We start from the raw sequence: 17730 nt of genomic DNA, 5'->3' as shown, positions 1-17730 counted from the left end.
ATTCAAACATTATGTCAGTAAAAATCAGATTACAAAGACACGGTAAAAAAGGAAAGCCTTTTTTCCACATCGTGGTTGCAGATTCCAGAGCTAGAAGAGATGGTAGATTCATCGAAAAACTAGGAACTTACAACCCAATTACTAATCCAGCAACTATCGAATTGAACGTTGATTCTGCTGTAAAGTGGTTAAACAACGGTGCTCAGCCTACTGATACTGCTAGAGCTATTCTATCTTACAAAGGTGCTCTTTACAAAAAACACTTACAAGGTGGTGTAGCTAAAGGTGCTTTTGACGAAGCTGAAGCTGAAAAAAGATTCAATGCTTGGGTAGAAGCTAAAGATGCTAAAGTACAAGGTAAAGTAGAAGGTTTAGCTACTGCTAAAGCTGATGCTAAGAAAGCTGCTTTAGATGCTGAAGTAAAAGTAAACGAAGCTAGAATCGCTGCTGCTGCACAAGCTGAAGCTGATGCTAAAGCTGCTGAAGAAGCTGCAAACGCACCTGCTGAAGAAGTTGCTGAAGCTACAGAAGGAGAAGCTCCTGCTGCTGAAACTGAAGAAAACACTGAAGCTTAAGAACAAACCCTGTTATGCGTAAAGAAGATTGCTATTTTTTAGGAAAAATCACACGCAGACATGGACTTGCGGGTAACGTAATCCTTAAACTGGATACCGATCAACCCGAGCTTTACAATAAATTGGGATCAATATTCGTTGAAATCAACGGATTATTGGTCCCATTTTTTATTGAAAAATCATCATGGAGCAAGCTTGATGATTTGAATATTGCATTCAAAAACTCTTCTGAGGCACTGGTAGATCAGGTTTTAGGTAAAAGTGTTTACCTTCCTCTTGCCACACTGCCTAAACTTTCAGGAAAACAATTCTATTACCACGAGATCATCGGATTTGAAATTTTTGATCAGGATGATAATAACTGTGGAGTGATCAGGTCCGTAAACGATCAGACGGCACAGGTATATTTTATTACAAATCTGGACGGAAAGGAAGTGGTTATTCCTATGATCAAAGACTGGATTCTTGACGTTGACAGAGAAGAAAGAACTATCAAAATGGAACTTCCTGAAGGTCTTATTGATGTTTTTCTGATCCCTTCGAAGAAAGACGAATAGTTTTCAATAAGCTATTCTTTCTCACTTTTCTCATTACTCATTTTCTTACTGATTATTCATTACTCATCTCTAAGGCGGGTAAAAGATATTCCTGTACTATTTTTTCCGATTGCTGATGGGCATATGGTTTGTTGTAAGCTTGTGCTGTAATCACGATAACAACTGGAATCTGAGTAAACATAATGATTTTATTTCCCCCGTTTCCACTGGATTGAAATGCTTCAAAGCTTCTATTTCCTGCAGTATAAACTTTTCTCCAGAATAAATATCCATATCCTTCAAAACCAGATTGATCTGTAAAATAATTGGTGAACGATTTTTTTATCCAATCTTTATCCAAAATAGTTTTCCCATTCCAGACTCCGTCGTTTTTATATAGCTGACCGAACTTTGCAAAATCAAGCGCTCTCATGCGTAATCCTCCTGCCAGGGAAGGCTTTTGCTGTGGAGTAAGCTGCCATTGATAACGGGTGATTCCAAGAGGCTGAAACAACTTTTTGTCTGCATAATTTTTTAAACCTTCAGGAACTGTTTTGTCCAGAATATCTCCGGTTACTACAACGCCTGCAGTGAAATAACTCCATTTTTTTCCTCTTTCATTCCCGGACATTGGCAGATCCAATGCAAATTTTACCCAGTTTTGTGTCGGATACATATTTTCTTCATTTCCGGGAGATTCGGAATCATCGTCATTTCCTTCAAAACCGGAGCTCATCGTCAGTAAGCTTTTTATAGTGACATTGCCTTTTTGAACAGAATAATTTTTAAATTGTTTTAAATCATAAAATTCCTTTAAATACTGATTTTCGCTCTTTAAATACCCTTCTCTGATCGCAATTCCCGTCAAAGCTGAAGAAAAAGATTTGCCTACGGATCTTGTATCCTGCAGAGAATCTCTTGCTGAACCGTTAAAATATTCTTCCAGAAGCAGTTTTCCGTCTTTTATGATTACAATTCCCGTCAGATCTTTAAATCTGTTTTCTGCAATTTTCCTGTTCAGGGTTCTGATGATTTCAGTATTGATTTTTTCTTTGGAAATCTTCCAGCCGCTGTTGGGCAGGATAGGTTGAACAGCCATCTGTTTTTCCGGAATGTTTTGGGAAGGCACGGTAAGGTTGATCTGTCCTTCCGCAATAACAGGTCCTGTTTTGATGTTGCTCACTTTCAGATAAGGACGGATTTCGATTTTTAAGATGTGATTTCCCGCAGTCAGAGCATCAATTCCGTCATGAGCCATGTAAAAACGCATCCATAAATATCTTCCCCATGAGTCTTCATTCTTACTGCTGATAAGAGGGATCCGCAATGCTGTTTTGAATTTTTTATTTTCCGGAGTACCGGCTCCTGCATTGAGATTTTCTGTGTAGATCAGTTTTCCGTCAACATAGAATGAAAACTGGTAATTTCCGTTTTTCAACAACTCATCTGCAGTCCATTTAGGTTCAAGCTGATGAAGATAATTAACAAGCGAATTGTCGAAAAAAGCATAAATACCCAGATCACCATTTTCCTGAAATACGGAGGAAGTAAGAATATCCGGATCTTTCAGGTTTTCCAGGGAGACGGTTTTGTTGAGAAAAATAATTTTCCCGGAATATTTTTTCTGGAGGAGATTCTCAATTTTTTCAGGATTGACAATATTGCTGTTTTGCCCTTGGTAAAGACAAAATATAAAAATAAAGACCAATAATAGAAATGGTTTCATCTCAAAGAAGTATTTAAACAAAAATAATAAACTTCTTGAGGGGAAAATAGAATAAAATTAACATTACTGTTTAATAATCAAATCTTTAATTGAAAAGCTTTCTGAATTCTCCCGGTGACTGATTTGTTTTTTGTTTAAAAAGTTTACTGAAAGACTGTGGATGTTCAAATCCCAGTTCGTAAGCAATTTCACTTACAGACAGACTCGTTGTGCTCAGACGTTCTTTAGCCAGATCAATCAATTTATTCTGAATATGCTGCTGTGTGTTTTGCTGGGTATGCAGACGGAGCAAAGTTCCCAGATAGTTGGGCGAAATATTCATTTGCTCAGCAATACATTTTACCGATGGAATCCCGTTTTCAAGAAGATTGCCGTTTTCAAAGTATCGGGAAAGAATATCTTCAAACTTATGCAGCAGTTCATGGCTTGATTTCTTTCGGGTAAAAAACTGCCTTTCATAAGAGCGGTCTGAATAAATCAGTAGCAATTCAATCTGGGCAATAATCAGATCCTGCGTGAATTTATCGATATTGGCCATGTATTCCCTTTCGATATTTTTAAGGATATCAACAATCACTTTCTCCTCTTTGTCAGAAAGGAAAAGAGCTTCCTTCACCTGATAACTGAAAAAATCATAGGATTTTATTTTCCTGGTCAATGAGGTATTCCACAGAAAATCAGGATGAATTAACAGTAAGAAACCGGTCGGTTCCACTTCCACATCAGTATCAATCTCCAGGCTTAAATACTGTTGAGGGGAAACAAAGCACAATACTCCCGAATCAAAATCATATTGCTGCTGTCCGTAATTGAATTTCGGACTGACATTTTTTTTCAGGCGATAGAGTAAAAATCCTGGATCCATCTCAATTCTTCATTTTCCACAACATAACGGACCTTGCTGTAATCTATCAGGCTGATTAGCGGGTGTTCAGGATTCGGAAGACCACAGAAAGCATGAAAGTCTGAAATGGAATTAAAACGAACGGGCTGTTTCATAATAGCTAATTTAGTTGTTTTTTGTAAAAAGTTTAATGAAAGACTTCGGCTCTGTTTTGATTAAGCAGAGCCGAAGAATATCATAGTAAAGTTAGATTGCAGTTGAAACTGTCAGATTTTCCCATTTCTCAGCATCTTTCTTTAAAATATCAATCTTATTGTTCAGGAACTCCATGGTTCCTACCCCTAATAATAAATGTACGGGAGGATTTTTCTCTTTGCTGATCTGGATCAGAACATCGGCAGCCTTCACCGGATCATTCGGCTGGTTGCCATTAATTTCATTAAGGTGGGCCTGCTCAGAACTTCTTGCTGCTTCATAGGCCTGGATAGGATTTGAAGGGGTTCTCACAGAATCTTTATTCAAGAAATCTGTACGGAAATAGCCGGGATAAACAACGGTAGCATGAACTCCGAAGTCTTTTACCTCTTCTGCCAGCGCTTCCGTAAACCCGGCAACGGCAAACTTTGTAGAGCAGTAAATTCCCCAACCCGGAAAATTTCCTGAATATCCGCCTACCGATGAAATATTGAAGATGTTTCCTGATCTTTGCTCACGAAGGTAAGGCATCGCATTTCTGATCACGTTTAATGTTCCGAAAACATTCACTGCATAATTTTCTCTGGCTTCCTCGTCGGTAAGCTCCTCAATAGTTCCGATCTGTCCGTAGCCTGCATTGTTGACCACTACATCAATTCTTCCGAAATGATCAACTGTTTTTTCAATAGCAGATTTGATATCGTTGTTGTCTGTAATATTAACGCTGAGAGGAAGGAAGTTTTCTGAAGTTTCTCCGATTGAAGAAACCAGGGATTCAACGGTACGGCTGGTTGCAGCAACCTGAAACCCTTCGGATAATAATTTCTTTACCAACTCGAATCCTAAGCCTTTTGAAGCTCCTGTTACGAACCATACTTTTTTTGTTTCCATTTTAAATATTTTTTTTGTTTAAATGATGGTACAAAGATGGAAAGTCAGAAATAGGAAAATGTAGCCGAATCGGGGAATGATGTATCCAAATCGTGAATGATGATTTGAACCGGTAGGATCTTAATGGTTTTTCAGAAGATTCCTGTATTTCAAAGGCGTAACTCCGATGTTTTCTTAAAAGCACCGGATGAAATGACTCTGATCCGAAAAACCACATTCCAGCGCAATATCAGCTAAAGAAGAAGGAGAATGGAGAAGTTTGATGGATTTATTGACCTTTAATTTCCGGAGATACTCTCCCAGGTTGCAATGGAAATATTTATGAAAATCTCTGCTTAAATGAACAGGATGGATGTTCAGGGTTTCTGAAATTCCGGTAAGTGTAAGGTTTTCAGAAGCATTCTCGTGTAAAATCTCATTGATCTGATTTACCCAGACAGGTTTTCTTTCTTTGCTTTCTTTTTCTTGGGTCAGTTCGCTGAAAAGATGCAACAGAAGCTGATTGGCGGAGGATTCAAAAGAAGTATCATTCATTTTGGTCTCTTTGAATAACTGCCAGACCAATAGCTTTAAGCCCGGATTTTTTATAGTAAAGCTGCCTTCGGCTTTATTTTTCTTAATGTCAAACCGGTTAAACCAATCCTGGGTGATCTCTATGTGAAAGCCTCTTGTAAAGATTTCCGGTTTACTATTAAAGTGTGGATCTTCCCAATGATGATACAGTAATGTTCCCGCAGAACAGCCATAAGTTTCTTTCCTGTTTCCTTCTGTCATATTGCCCTGAAGCAGGAAGGTAAAGTAAGCGTTCTCATGATAATGCCAGTCTACATAGGGATGGGTATATTCTGTATCAGTAATTGTCAATCCATCTAAATTGATCATCTGATTGGTTTCCCCAAAGTATTCGCCGTTACGAAGAGTATTCATGATATATTCTGTTTTAGCCGGTCAATCTGCTCATACATTTTATTAAAAAATATTTTCCTTTCCCGGTTTCCGGATTCATTCAGAGATTTTGAGTTTTTGATCTGATGCTCAAAATAGCTCAGTGAATCTTCACAGGTTATCTTGTCGTTGGTCATCATATATCCGAACATACTGAAAGGGACAAAAAAAGAACACTGTTCTTCATTTTTGAATAAAATACTGTTGTTTAAAATTACTAAATCATTCACATAGATCTGAAAATTAGTTTTTTCCAGCGTTTTAATTTCCAGGCTTTCCAATAATTTTTTCAGATCATCCAGGATAAGATCTGCTTCATTTTTCTTCAGTAATCCCATTTCATTATAAAACGATATCTGTCTCAGGGCACTCATAATGGTAGTGTCATTCCAGATTTCTGTTACGTTCTGTTTATCATAAAGCTCTTTCAGCATTTCATTTTTTACAGAATGATATTCCATTTTAAATTCATGGAACGGACTTAAAAACTTATCCTGATTCAGCAGATTCATCCAGACATAAAACTTGAAACGGGAGAGGATGGAATCTGAAATGGTATAGAAAAAAGGGATGTCTTTTGCAGAGTAAAATACTTTGGAATCAGCAATATTCTGAAAAACATTCAGAATCTTCAAAGAGTTTTCAAAGTAGTTTAAAAGATCTTCTGTGGTTTTTACAGGCTGTGTTCTTTTGACAACCAACTGGTTTTCTGTTCCCAAAAACTGATCCAGTGAGATCTGATAATATCTGGCGAGTTCCAACGCTTCTTCAAAACTGAATTTTGCTTTCAGTGAAGTTCTTCTGTGAGCTGCATCATAGCTGATATTAAGAATATTGGCAATCTCATCATTTAAAGATTTTTCACCTATTTTTCTTCGGATTTCCTTCAATAAAGCCTCCTGGTGCATAGTTTTGCGATTTTCACAAATGTAGTGTTTTTTGTGGAGAACGTTTTTGATTTTCTGCTTTGAAGGGCTGGAAGTCTGAAGCTGGGAGAGGGAAGTATTGAAAGTCGAAAAATAAATAGCTGTTTACTACATCAATGGGATTTATAATCACTATTGCTATTTATCACTTAAAGTAATCTCCAGCCTCCTTCTTCCCGCTTCCAGCCCGCTTATATTAGTTAACACTTCTACATATTTGTGATTTTCGCAAACAGGATAATTTTTTTAATTTTTTTTCACATTCGGAACTATACCTTCTGCCGATAATTTTGAACTGTAATTTTAAAATAACGAATTATGAAAACACGAATTTTAATAACAGCAGTTCTTTTAGTCCATGGTCTGATATATGCATCAGACAGTCTGAAGGTTGATTCTTTGAAACCAAGATTAATTGCAGCATCACCCTCAAAGAATGTCAGGAATGTCAACGGGATTTTATTTAAATATTTTGATGAGGAAGATCATTTTAAATCAAAGAAAGTAAATGGCTTAGGCATGGGATTCAATTTTGTGGGCATTTTCTTGCCGCCATTGATGCTTTTCAATTTACAGCCACCAGGAAACCATGATTATGTAATTGTTCCCCGTAAAAAGATGAATACCATTAACGGACTGCAGCTGTCAATCATCAACATGGAGCCTACTGTCACAAACGGACTGGAAATTAATGTATCGAGTAATATCAATACGTATGCGGTGACCAATGGAATGTCTGTTTCTCCGTTTTTTAATGTGCATCATGAGATGAAAGGAGTTTCTATAGCACCATTGGCAAATATTGGTCAGAAATGCCGGGGAATTCAGATCGGGTTGTATAATCAATGTAAGGATTTCAGAGGAATACAGATTGGTGGATGGAATGAGAACGGAAGGAGGAAACTTCCTCTCATCAACTGGAATTTTAAGAAACAGAAAGTAAATAAGACGTTATGAAAAAGTTTGTAGTAATCTCTGCACTATTTCTTAACGGTTTTCTGCAAGCCCAGTTTGAAGAAATCAAAGAGAAAAGATGGCTGGTCATTCTTCTCAGCACCAGAATTGAAGGAACTTCAATGGATAAAAAGGCATTTCTGTCAATAGGAACAAAACTGACTGATGGTGATAAGGATTATTATAGTTTAAGGGGACATTTTAACTGGTGGGACGAAAGAAAGCTACTGGTTATTCCGGAGTTTGATTATTTCAGAAAGGTAGTTTCATTTCGGGATGGTGCCGAGATATCAGCTTTCTATGCCGGAGCAGGAGTTTCCCCTTATGCCGTTTCCCCAAAGGCGGGAATCAGTTTTTACCATTTCTTTTGCACAGAATTCGGGTATAACTTTGAATATAATACGTATAAACCGTTTCCGATTAAAGGTTTCCGCTTCGGTTTAGGAATTAACCTTGTTTTTTAAAGATTATTAACAAAAAAATCAGATTTAAAACCATTAAATAATCAACCATGAAAAATTATAAACTGATCTTATTTTTATTGATGTTATCAGCACGCATTTTTTCACAAAATACAGTGAATGATACCGTAAAAACAAATATTGAAGAACCTTTTGACTATAAAAAATATTATGATTGTGATTTTGGAGAAGGAAATGTTTTAATTGTCATTAAAAAGGGAAAAGAATTTACAGACCTGACAGATTTAAGAAAATCCGGGAAAGGTTTTGCCATTAAAATGGAAGCGATCTATAGTATGGAATTTGCGGATGGACAGAGATATGAATCAAGTGTGGTGAAAAGTATTACCCAGGACAGTATTTCAATCACTAATTTTTTCAATGAGAATGCTGCGAAGCTTGCAGGACAGCCCTTTAAATTGATTACTTATCCTTTGTCATCTTTGAAGTATGTTCGCTTTATTGATGACAGAATGTTGTCATTGTATAGCAAAAGAAATATCCGGAAGAACTTCAATCTGATGGTGAAGAAAATGGACCGCGCTAAAATGTGTCCTGCAGTAATTCAATTTAGAGATAGAAACAATGAAATGAAAGTCTGCCATTTCTATCTGACCTCTCAGGGCTATGATCTTCTCTATGAGAACAACGGAAGAGTATATTATATGGAAGGTAAAATAGAATGGAAATAGTTTTTGAAGAGAGTGCATTTTCAGCCTGTACTCTCTTTTTGTATTTATCATAATTAATTTTAATGAAAATATTGATGAATACGTTGAAAAAAGCAAAAGCAATGGCACTTGTACTGAAGAAAAAATAATATTTTTGTAATATAGCTCGGATGAATGATGAAAATAAAATGTTTAATACTGTTTTTTATTATTGGAAATCTGTTTTTTCACGCACAAACCAATAATTTAGAAAAAAATACTCATGAAACACGGTCTTATAAAGAATTGGAAAAAGAATTCTACAGCAGTCGTTTCGGAGATGTAAACAGTAAAAGTATTGCAGAAAGTTATCTTAAAAAAGCAAAATCTGAAAAAAACATTACTCAGATTGCTGAAGGATACGTTATGCTTCATTTTGATGAGAATCTACCCAATGCATTAAAATATCTTGACAGCTTACAGCATATTACCAGGAATTCCAAAGAAAATATATATCCGGCCAGAATCTATCTCTTAAAAGGGAATCTGTATTTCAGAAATGATAATCTTCAGGCTGCGCTGAACAATTATATTTTAGGACTGAAATATGCCAAAGAAAAAGGAAATAAGAGGCAGATTGCCATGGCACATATCAGTATTGCTTATCTTAATAATTATATTGGGAAACATGCCGAGACAGCCAAGGTTTTAAGACATTATGCGTATGATGCCGATTATATGAATCAGGATGAGAAGAATGGTCTCAAACTAAACCTGGCTGACGCATACATAGAAATCAATAAGATGGATTCTGCCTATATCCTCATAAAGGAAGGCTTACTGGATTCTAAAAAGAATAAAGATGTTTACCGCTATCACCAGAACCTTGGAATGTTAGGATATTATCATCTGCATTCAAAAAATTATCAGAAAGCGATCGATGGTTTATTAGAGTGTGAAAAATATTTCTTTACAAATAATTACGCTTCTAAAAGGAACCAGCATTATACTTTTTTATATCTGGGGAAATCCTACGCCGGTCTCAACGAAAAAGAGAAAGCAGTAGAGTATTTCCGGAAGATTGATTCTATGGTTCTTAAAACCAATTACATTTATCCCGAGCTGAGAGATGTTTATACTTACCTGATCGATTATTATAAAGAAAACAATGATAAAGAAAAACAGCTGTATTATGTAGATCGGTTTTTAAAGGTAGATCATGTTCTGGATACCCAGTTCAGGTATATTTCCAGAGAGCTTCCCAGAAGATATGATACTCCGGAACTGCAGCAGGAGAAAGAAAGCATTACCAATGAGCTTACCAAAAGAAAAAGTTTATTTTATATTGTACTGAGTCTTCTGTTGATATCACACCTGTTGTTTATCAACGTTTATTTTAAATATAAAAAATCCGAAAAGAACTATAAAAAGATTGCCCAGGACCTTATTCAGTCTGTTAATGAAAATAAAATAGGCAAAAACAAAGTGCCGGAAGCCAAAGAAATTCTTCCTGAAGTTTCTAAGCTAGAAAATACAGAACATTCTGAGGACAAAACACCAAGAACGATTTCCGAAGATATTGCCCAGACCATTTTAAAAGAACTTGAAATATTTGAAAACAAAGATCAGTTTTTGAATAAGGGAATTACGCTTGGAAGTCTTGCCAAAAAAATAAAAACAAACTCAAAATATCTGTCGGAAATTATCAATACCTACAAAGGAAAAAACTTTGCCACTTATCTTAATGATCTCCGTATTGATTATGCCATCAACAGATTGGCTAATGATAAAAAATTCAGGTCTTATAAGATTCCTTTTATTGCTGAAGAACTAGGATATAATAACGAACAGGCCTTCACTTTAGCGTTCAAAAAACGAACCGGTACACCACTTTCTATCTATCTGAAAGAAATTGAAAACATGGCGCAATAATTATTTAATTTATTGATTTTCATTTATTTGTATTTATAAATTCATGATTTTAAATATATAGATTTATGAATCTATAGAACATTCATTTGCGCCATTATCACTCTTTCTGCATCTTTGCTTCAGGTAAAAACACAACGTTTTATTTTGTATGTGCACATTACAAAATATCAGTTCCGGACTGCCGGTTAATTAAAGGATAAGGTCAGGAACTGTATAACAAAAATTATTAACGAACTGGTAAAAGTGAGAAAAGATACCAGTAAAAAACAATAGGTAAAGAATGAAGTAATTGTTCAGAATTCAGAGATGTAAAGAGTGGTGATCATTTGAAAAATCATTAAAGTAATTAAAAAACAAAATCCGCAGAATCCATCCAAAAGTGTTTAAAAGTGTAGTATAGTTTAATTTGGATTCGCTGGCCAGTAGTTGATCATGAAATTATTGCTTAAAAACTAATAACCATTTCAATAAATAAAAACTAATTCCATGAAAACTCAGAATAAATTAAAATTTATTCTTTCTAAAAGTGATAATGTAGAGTGGTTCACTCCGGTCAGATGCGGATTTATCTTGAAGTTCAGGACAATATTGAGTGGAAATGTATCCTTACAATGAAAAAGATTGGGCAGCAGAAAAAGGTAAATTTCCTGAGCTGAAAGTTTAAATGCTTGTTAAATGATTTTTAAAGACGGCGCAATCATTAAGTTGCGCTGTTTTTTTGTAACTTTGCAGACATTAATTTTTATATAAAAAATTTATCATCAACAAATGAAAAAGCAAACGATCAAAGAAATCCTGAAGGATTACAAGAAAGTATTACATCATGACATTACAGTTTACGGATGGGTAAGATCATTCCGTGCTAATCGCTTTATTGCGCTTAATGATGGTTCTACGATTAATAATTTGCAGATAGTTGTTGATTTCGAAAATTTTGATGAAGCGATCATCAAGAATATCAGTACGGCTTCATCCCTGAAAGTAGTAGGTGAGGTGGTGGAAAGCCAGGGAGCAGGACAGTCTGTGGAAATTATCGCTAAAAAGATTATTATTTTAGGGGATAACTTTACGGAAGAACTTCAGAGTACAATTCTTCAGCCTAAGAAGCACAGTCTGGAGAAACTTCGTGAGCAGGCACACTTAAGATTCAGAACAAACCTTTTCGGAGCGGTGTTCAGAGTGCGTCACGCAGTAAGCTTTGCTGTTCACTCATTCTTCAACCAGAACCAGTTTTTCTATATCAATACACCGGTTATTACTGGTGCTGATGCGGAAGGAGCAGGAGAAATGTTTGGAGTAACCAACTTTGACCTGAACAATATGCCGAGAACTGAAGAAGGAGAGATAGATTTTGCACAGGATTTCTTCGGCAGAAAAACAAACCTTACGGTTTCAGGACAGCTTGAAGGAGAAACTGCAGCTATGGGATTGGGAAGAATTTATACCTTCGGACCTACTTTCCGTGCAGAAAATTCCAATACCACAAGACACCTTGCCGAATTCTGGATGATAGAGCCGGAAGTAGCTTTCAACAACCTTGAAGACAATATCGACCTTGCGGAAGATTTCTTAAAATATGTGATCCAGTATGTATTGGATAACTGTAAAGATGATCTTGAATTCTTAGACAAGCGTTTTGAAGAAGAACAAAAGTCTAAACCTGAAAAAGAAAGAGCAAAAGAAGGTCTTATCGAAAAACTTCAGAACGTAGTGGCAAAACGTTTCAAGCGTGTAAGCTATACGGAAGCTATTGAAATCTTACTGAACTCTAAAGAGAATAAAAAAGGAAAATTTGCTTACCCGGTTGAAAAATGGGGAACTGATCTTCAGTCTGAGCATGAAAGATACCTTGTTGAAAAACATTTTGAAAGCCCGGTAGTATTATTTGACTATCCGAAAGAAATTAAAGCTTTCTACATGAAACTGAACGATGACAATAAAACCGTTGCAGCGATGGACGTTCTTTTCCCTGGTATCGGTGAAATCATCGGTGGATCAGAGAGAGAGGCTAGATTGGATGTTTTAAAACAGAAAATGGCAGATATGCATGTAGATGAGCACGAGCTTTGGTGGTATCTTGATACCAGAAAATTCGGTTCTGTACCACATGCCGGCTTTGGTTTAGGACTGGAAAGACTGGTTCTTTTCGTAACAGGAATGACGAATATCAGAGATGTAATTCCTTTCCCTAGAACACCGAAAAGCGCTGAATTCTAGAACAATAAAAAAAGCCTTAATCACAAGTTAAGGCTTTTTTTATTCTTTAATAGTTTATTATGTTAGGATAAGTAATGCAAAAATCATGCTAAATGTGTTTTTTATCAAATAAATTTATTAAATTCGTAGAATATGTTATGTTAAAACGTAAATAAGAATATGCTTAAACAACACTTACAACTCAAATTAGGACAGAAGCTGGCCCCTCAGCAGATCCAGTTGATGAAGCTTATTCAGCTTCATACTCTTGAATTTGAAGAGGAGTTGGAAAGAGAGTTAGAAGAAAACCCAGCTTTGGAAATTGCGAAAGAAGATTCTAAGGAAGATGATTATTCTTCCCTTGAAGACGCTTATCAGGATGAGGGTACAGAAAGCATTGAAACAGATTTCGACGTCAATGAATATATCTATGATGACGAACCAAGCTATAAAACCGCATCCAGCAACTACTCTCCGGATGATGAAGAATTTGATAACGAGAGTCTTTTAACGGAAGGACAGTCCTTATATGATTATCTTACAGAGCAGATTCATCTGGTGAATATCAGTGATGAAGATCTGAAGATTGCAGAATATCTTATCGGGAATTTAGATACGGACGGATATCTGAGAAGAGAGATCAAATCTATTGTTGATGATCTGGCTTTCTCACAGGGAATTTACACTACTAAAGAAAGAGTGGAGGATATCCTGGAAAATTATGTTCAGAAACTTGATCCGCCAGGAGTAGGAGCAAGAGGGCTGCAGGAATGTCTGTTACTACAGATTGAAAAGAAAGTAAGCTCAGATAAAGCAGTTTCTTTGGCTGCCAACATCCTGAGACATCAGTTTGAAGCTTTGACAAACAAGCATTATAACAAAATCATCCAGAAATACGATATTGAAGAAGATGATCTGAAAGATGCTCTGGATGAAATATCAAAACTATCCCCTAAGGTAGGAGGGAACTTTGATACACAAACAATTACGATCAATCAGGAAATTATCCCGGATTTTGTTATCCAGGTAAAAGACGGGCAGGTAATACCTATGCTGAACAGCAAGAATGCACCTACTTTAAGAGTTTCTGAAGAATACAAAGACATCCTTACAACATATTCCCATGATAAAAACTCATCGGAACACAAACAGGCAGCTTTATTTATCAAACAGAAACTGGATGCTGCAAAATGGTATATCGATGCCATTAATCAGCGTCAGAATACATTGCTGCAGACGATTACAGCCATTGTGAAATTCCAGAAAGATTATTTCATCACAGGAGATGAAAAGTCTCTGAAACCAATGATCTTAAAGGATGTTGCTGATATTACAGGATTTGATATTTCTACGATTTCAAGGGTAGTAAAAAGTAAATATGCAGATACGCCTAACGGTATTGTATATCTCAAAGATCTGTTCTCAGACAGCTTAACGAATGATGACGGGGAAGAAGTTTCCACCAAAGAGATCAAAACTCACCTTCAGGAAGTTATTAATAAGGAAAATAAGAGGAAACCGCTTACAGATGATGCGTTAGTGGTCATTCTGAAAGAGCAGGGGTATAATATAGCAAGAAGAACCATTGCAAAATACCGTGAACAGCTTAATATTCCGGTAGCAAGGTTAAGAAAAGAACTTTAATATAAAAAACAAAAAAGCATTTCAGATGAAATGCTTTTTTGTTGTCTGTTATAATGAAGATGATGCAAGTTTTTGTTTTTCAACTTTCCTTTGCCTCTTCACCTTTCTGCTGAGATCAGTTCTGTTTTACATTTTCCAGTCCAAGTTCCCTCATCGAAATCTCCCGCATCTCCACCTTTCTTATTTTTCCGGAAATAGTCATTGGGAATTCGTCTACAAATTTCCAGTATTTTGGTACTTTATAATGGGCTATTCTGCCTTTGCAGTATTCCTGGAGCTCTTCTGCAGTGATGGTAAATCCTTTTCTCACTTTCACCCAGGCCATTACTTCTTCCCCGAATTTTTCACTGGGAACACCAATAATCTGCACATCCAGAATATGGGTATAGGTATATAGAAAATCTTCAATTTCTTTAGGAGAGATATTTTCGCCGCCACGGATGATAAGGTCTTTTATCCTTCCGGAAATAGTAATATAACCGTCTTTGTCCATTACGGCCATATCTCCGGTATGCATCCAGCGGGCGTCGTCCAGTACTTTTTTAGTATTTTCAGGATCATTCCAGTATTTCAGCATGACAGAATAACCTCTTGTGCAAAGCTCGCCATGTTCACCACGCTTTAATGTTCTGCCGTTTTCATCAATAATTTTTATTTCAAGGTGATCCTGAACTGTTCCTACAGTGCTGACCTGCTTTTCCAACGGTGTTCCTATTAAAGTTTGGGTAGACACGGGTGATGTTTCCGTCATTCCGTAGCAGATGCTCATTTCTTTAATATTCATCAGGTTTTCCACCTTCTTCATAATTTCCGGAGGACATACGGAACCTGCCATAACACCGGTTCTTAAACTTGAAAAATCATAGCTGTCAAAATCTTTTACAGCCAGTTCTGCAATAAACATGGTTGGTACACCATACAAAGAAGTACATTTCTCATCCGAAACAGCTTTTAAAGTAATTTCCGGATCAAAACTGTCATTGGGGATTACCATACAGGCTCCGTGGGCAGTACAGCATATATTTCCGATCACCATTCCGAAGCAATGGTAAAAAGGAACGGGAATACAGACACGGTCCTTCTCCGTATATTTTAATCTGATACCGATAAAATAACCGTTGTTGAGAATATTATGATGGGAAAGTGTAACGCCTTTCGGGAAACCGGTAGTTCCGGAGGTATACTGAATGTTGACAGGATCATCAAACTGTACGTGCTCTTCAAAACTGTGAAGTACCTCATCAGAAATTTCCTGTCCGTTATTGACAAAATGTTCCCAGTTTTCATCAAAGAATATTTCGTGCTCCAGGGTTGGGCATACTTCTTTTGCGTACTCAACCATTTCTTTATAATTGCTGGTTTTAAAGCTTAAAGAAGAAAAAATAAAACGGACTTCAGACTGGTTAAGTACATAAGTTAATTCATGAGTCCGGTAGGCCGGATTGATATTCACTAAAATAGTTCCTATTCTTGCAGTGGCATACTGTAAAAGTACCCATTCATAACGGTTGGAAGACCAGATCCCGATTCTGTCACCTGCTTTTGCTCCTAAAAATAATAAAGCTTTTGCAACAGCTGTTGTCTGATTATAAAATTCCTGATAAGTAGCTCTGTAATTCTGATGAACGCAGACTAAAGCTTCCTGATGGGGATGTTTTTCGACAGTACTTTTAAGATTGGCTCCGATGGTCTGTCCTAATAATGGAACCTCAGATGTTCCATACACATAAGATAAGGGCATAGTTTAAGATTTGGTGGAATAAAATTAATAATTATATCCCGAACTATGCCTATGGATATTAATTTTCCTGAGAATCTATTTCTTTAAGCTGTTTCAGATTTTTATCAAGCTTTTTGATAATGGTACGATATACCAGTCTGTAATAAAGCCAGATCATAGAGACTGCGAGCAATGTGCTTACGGCAATTCCAACAATAATAATGGTAAGATTGGAGCCGCTGGGCTGTATATTCTGGGAATCCAATATATAAAATATAAAAGCGACCAGTACAAACGTGAATATTAACAGCAATACAATACTGATCAGAATAAAGGCATTCACGGTGGTTTTGAATTTAATGATCCGGGTAATAAGTCCTTTCAGGTTTTCCTCGATCTTTATTTTCCGGTAATTCTGATAGAATTTCAGTACGAAATAGGCTGTGATCAGTAAGCTTAAGATTTTTATAGCCAGATAAACATGACCAAAGTTATTTTCTGCTTCAGGAGCTTCCTGTGCCCCTAATCTTTCCAGCATTTTACGGAAACTGTCTGACTCCTCTTCCGGGAAAAAGTAAAACAGTCCCAGTACTGAAAAGAAAAGTAATTCTACGACGCTGATCCAGAAAATGTATTTCACGTAGTTCCGTGACTTTCTGTTCAACATCTGAAGAATCTCAGTGTTGTCATATTTATGCTGTACAGGTTGTTCCTGCCATGTTTTCTTAAAGCTGTCTAAATCAAATTCAGGCATATTTTTCCATCTGTTCTTTAAGGGTTTTCTTTAATCTGTTCATTTTCACGCGTGCATTGACTTCAGTGATTCCGAGGTTCTCTGCAATATCCTTGTAAGGCAGATCGTCAAGATACATCATGACAATGGCTCTTTCTACATTAGGAAGAGTCTTGATTACAGTATACAAAAGTGATACCTGCTGCTGTTTTTCATCATCATCTTCCACAAAATCCCTGTGGTTGATGTCCAGCTCATTCGTAGGAAGGCTTTTGCTTTTTTTTCTAAAGAGGGTAATGGCTGTATTGAGCGCTACACGGTACATCCATGTGGAAATTTTAGAATTCCCTTTAAAAGAATCGTAACTTCTCCAGAGCTGTAACACAATTTCCTGGAAAAGATCCTCTTCATCTTCCAGAGAATTGGTATACAGGCGCGATACTTTGATAATCAGTCCCTGATTATCCTTGATAAGCTGCGCAAATTCTTTTTCTCTGGAATTCATAGATATATAATGGCACGAAGATAATAATAAACTGGTAATTAGTGAAAATTATCCTGTAAAATAGTAAAAAGGTAAAAAAAACGGAAAAAATATTGATCAATCAATATCGTTTGCATGGAACCAAGATCTTTAGGTGTTTTACCATTTGCTTTTTTACCACAAAATTTGTGTACCTTTGCCTCCGCGAGAAAATCGGCCTGTTGATTTCCCGTTTTACGGGAGGTAGGAAAGTCCGGACACCACAGAGCAGCAAAGCGGATAACATCCGTCACCCGTGAGGGTAGGACAAGTGCAACA

The 17730-nt window shown here is 36.5% G+C and carries 16 protein-coding genes and 1 pseudogene; 8 read left to right on the top strand and 9 right to left on the bottom strand.

The window, feature by feature from the left end:
- The first annotated feature begins 11 nt into the window (after window positions 1-11).
- Together ACE3RB_RS18045 and rimM are read left to right on the top strand one after the other, a co-directional pair.
- Window positions 12-575 carry a 30S ribosomal protein S16 gene (locus tag ACE3RB_RS18045; RefSeq protein WP_002976965.1) on the top strand — a complete coding sequence of 188 codons (564 nt, stop codon included), beginning with the start codon at window positions 12-14 and terminating at the stop codon, window positions 573-575.
- Window positions 576-589: 14 nt separating this feature from the next.
- Complete coding sequence (gene rimM / locus ACE3RB_RS18040) at window positions 590-1132, top strand: ribosome maturation factor RimM (RefSeq protein ID WP_374465486.1); 543 nt, start codon at window positions 590-592, stop codon at window positions 1130-1132.
- A 52-nt stretch (window positions 1133-1184) separates the two neighbouring features.
- Here rimM and ACE3RB_RS18035 read toward each other — a convergent pair whose 3' ends face one another.
- The 5 genes and pseudogenes from ACE3RB_RS18035 to ACE3RB_RS18015 all read right to left on the bottom strand — a co-directional run bounded on the left by ACE3RB_RS18035 (window position 1185) and on the right by ACE3RB_RS18015 (window position 6620).
- Entirely contained in the window at window positions 1185-2837 is a 1653-nt protein-coding gene (locus ACE3RB_RS18035) for a serine hydrolase domain-containing protein (RefSeq protein WP_374465485.1), read from the bottom strand.
- A gap of 85 nt (window positions 2838-2922) precedes the next feature.
- Window positions 2923-3836: pseudogene (locus ACE3RB_RS18030) on the bottom strand (helix-turn-helix domain-containing protein).
- A gap of 91 nt (window positions 3837-3927) precedes the next feature.
- On the bottom strand, window positions 3928-4767 hold the full coding sequence (locus tag ACE3RB_RS18025; protein ID WP_374465484.1) for an SDR family NAD(P)-dependent oxidoreductase: 840 nt from the start codon (window positions 4765-4767) through the stop codon (window positions 3928-3930).
- Window positions 4768-4941: 174 nt separating this feature from the next.
- Window positions 4942-5694 carry a helix-turn-helix transcriptional regulator gene (locus ACE3RB_RS18020; RefSeq protein ID WP_374465483.1) on the bottom strand — a complete coding sequence of 251 codons (753 nt, stop codon included), beginning with the start codon at window positions 5692-5694 and terminating at the stop codon, window positions 4942-4944.
- Window positions 5691-6620, bottom strand: coding sequence for an XRE family transcriptional regulator (locus ACE3RB_RS18015; RefSeq protein WP_374465482.1), 930 nt, complete (start codon window positions 6618-6620; stop codon window positions 5691-5693). Before ACE3RB_RS18015 ends, ACE3RB_RS18020 begins: the two co-directional genes overlap by 4 nt.
- A 336-nt stretch (window positions 6621-6956) precedes the next feature.
- On the opposite strand from ACE3RB_RS18015, the gene ACE3RB_RS18010 reads away from it, so the two are divergent.
- From ACE3RB_RS18010 to rpoN, 6 genes are all read left to right on the top strand, one after another.
- Window positions 6957-7595 carry a hypothetical protein gene (locus ACE3RB_RS18010; protein ID WP_374465481.1) on the top strand — a complete coding sequence of 213 codons (639 nt, stop codon included), beginning with the start codon at window positions 6957-6959 and terminating at the stop codon, window positions 7593-7595.
- Complete coding sequence (locus ACE3RB_RS18005) at window positions 7592-8056, top strand: hypothetical protein (protein WP_374465480.1); 465 nt, start codon at window positions 7592-7594, stop codon at window positions 8054-8056. The genes ACE3RB_RS18010 and ACE3RB_RS18005 overlap by 4 nt, the downstream gene beginning before the upstream one ends.
- Before the next feature lie 47 nt (window positions 8057-8103).
- Entirely contained in the window at window positions 8104-8745 is a 642-nt protein-coding gene (locus ACE3RB_RS18000) for a hypothetical protein (protein WP_374465479.1), read from the top strand.
- 264 nt (window positions 8746-9009) lie between these two features.
- Window positions 9010-10635 carry a helix-turn-helix domain-containing protein gene (locus ACE3RB_RS17995; RefSeq protein ID WP_374465478.1) on the top strand — a complete coding sequence of 542 codons (1626 nt, stop codon included), beginning with the start codon at window positions 9010-9012 and terminating at the stop codon, window positions 10633-10635.
- Between the two features lie 768 nt (window positions 10636-11403).
- On the top strand, window positions 11404-12852 hold the full coding sequence (gene asnS, locus ACE3RB_RS17990) for an asparagine--tRNA ligase (RefSeq protein ID WP_232720879.1): 1449 nt from the start codon (window positions 11404-11406) through the stop codon (window positions 12850-12852).
- A 159-nt stretch (window positions 12853-13011) separates the two neighbouring features.
- On the top strand, window positions 13012-14475 hold the full coding sequence (gene rpoN / locus ACE3RB_RS17985; RefSeq protein WP_374465477.1) for an RNA polymerase factor sigma-54: 1464 nt from the start codon (window positions 13012-13014) through the stop codon (window positions 14473-14475).
- A 115-nt stretch (window positions 14476-14590) separates the two neighbouring features.
- Here the strand turns inward: rpoN and ACE3RB_RS17980 are convergent, their stop codons facing one another.
- From ACE3RB_RS17980 to ACE3RB_RS17965, 4 genes are all read right to left on the bottom strand, one after another.
- Complete coding sequence (locus ACE3RB_RS17980; protein WP_374465476.1) at window positions 14591-16216, bottom strand: AMP-binding protein; 1626 nt, start codon at window positions 16214-16216, stop codon at window positions 14591-14593.
- A gap of 58 nt (window positions 16217-16274) precedes the next feature.
- Window positions 16275-16949: a beta-carotene 15,15'-monooxygenase gene (locus tag ACE3RB_RS17975; RefSeq protein WP_374465475.1), complete on the bottom strand. Its 675-nt coding sequence runs from the start codon at window positions 16947-16949 to the stop codon at window positions 16275-16277.
- Window positions 16942-17433, bottom strand: a complete 492-nt coding sequence (locus ACE3RB_RS17970; protein ID WP_142724900.1) for an RNA polymerase sigma factor — start codon at window positions 17431-17433, stop codon at window positions 16942-16944. The genes ACE3RB_RS17975 and ACE3RB_RS17970 overlap by 8 nt, the downstream gene beginning before the upstream one ends.
- A gap of 38 nt (window positions 17434-17471) precedes the next feature.
- Window positions 17472-17730, bottom strand: a 259-nt coding sequence (locus ACE3RB_RS17965; RefSeq protein WP_374465474.1) for a hypothetical protein, incomplete at its 5' end; no start/stop codon positions are given.

This window comes from Chryseobacterium sp. (assembly GCF_041914225.1).
Lineage (GTDB): Bacteria > Bacteroidota > Bacteroidia > Flavobacteriales > Weeksellaceae > Chryseobacterium.
The sequence above is the reverse complement of the archived record's forward strand: the minus strand, read 5'-3'. Positions and strand labels throughout refer to the sequence as shown.

Bases quoted from the DNA above. Each gene is read 5' to 3' on its own strand.
- ACE3RB_RS18000 (WP_374465479.1), top strand. From the start codon at position 8,104: ATGAAAAATTATAAACTGATCTTATTTTTATTGATGTTATCAGCACGC.
- ACE3RB_RS18035 (WP_374465485.1), bottom strand. From the start codon at position 2,837: ATGAAACCATTTCTATTATTGGTCTTTATTTTTATATTTTGTCTTTAC.
- ACE3RB_RS18015 (WP_374465482.1), bottom strand. From the start codon at position 6,620: ATGCACCAGGAGGCTTTATTGAAGGAAATCCGAAGAAAAATAGGTGAA.
- ACE3RB_RS18020 (WP_374465483.1), bottom strand. From the start codon at position 5,694: ATGAATACTCTTCGTAACGGCGAATACTTTGGGGAAACCAATCAGATG.
- ACE3RB_RS18005 (WP_374465480.1), top strand. From the start codon at position 7,592: ATGAAAAAGTTTGTAGTAATCTCTGCACTATTTCTTAACGGTTTTCTG.
- ACE3RB_RS18010 (WP_374465481.1), top strand. From the start codon at position 6,957: ATGAAAACACGAATTTTAATAACAGCAGTTCTTTTAGTCCATGGTCTG.
- ACE3RB_RS17975 (WP_374465475.1), bottom strand. From the start codon at position 16,949: ATGCCTGAATTTGATTTAGACAGCTTTAAGAAAACATGGCAGGAACAA.
- ACE3RB_RS18025 (WP_374465484.1), bottom strand. From the start codon at position 4,767: ATGGAAACAAAAAAAGTATGGTTCGTAACAGGAGCTTCAAAAGGCTTA.
- asnS (WP_232720879.1), top strand. From the start codon at position 11,404: ATGAAAAAGCAAACGATCAAAGAAATCCTGAAGGATTACAAGAAAGTA.
- rimM (WP_374465486.1), top strand. From the start codon at position 590: ATGCGTAAAGAAGATTGCTATTTTTTAGGAAAAATCACACGCAGACAT.
- ACE3RB_RS17980 (WP_374465476.1), bottom strand. From the start codon at position 16,216: ATGCCCTTATCTTATGTGTATGGAACATCTGAGGTTCCATTATTAGGA.
- ACE3RB_RS17970 (WP_142724900.1), bottom strand. From the start codon at position 17,433: ATGAATTCCAGAGAAAAAGAATTTGCGCAGCTTATCAAGGATAATCAG.
- ACE3RB_RS18045 (WP_002976965.1), top strand. From the start codon at position 12: ATGTCAGTAAAAATCAGATTACAAAGACACGGTAAAAAAGGAAAGCCT.
- rpoN (WP_374465477.1), top strand. From the start codon at position 13,012: ATGCTTAAACAACACTTACAACTCAAATTAGGACAGAAGCTGGCCCCT.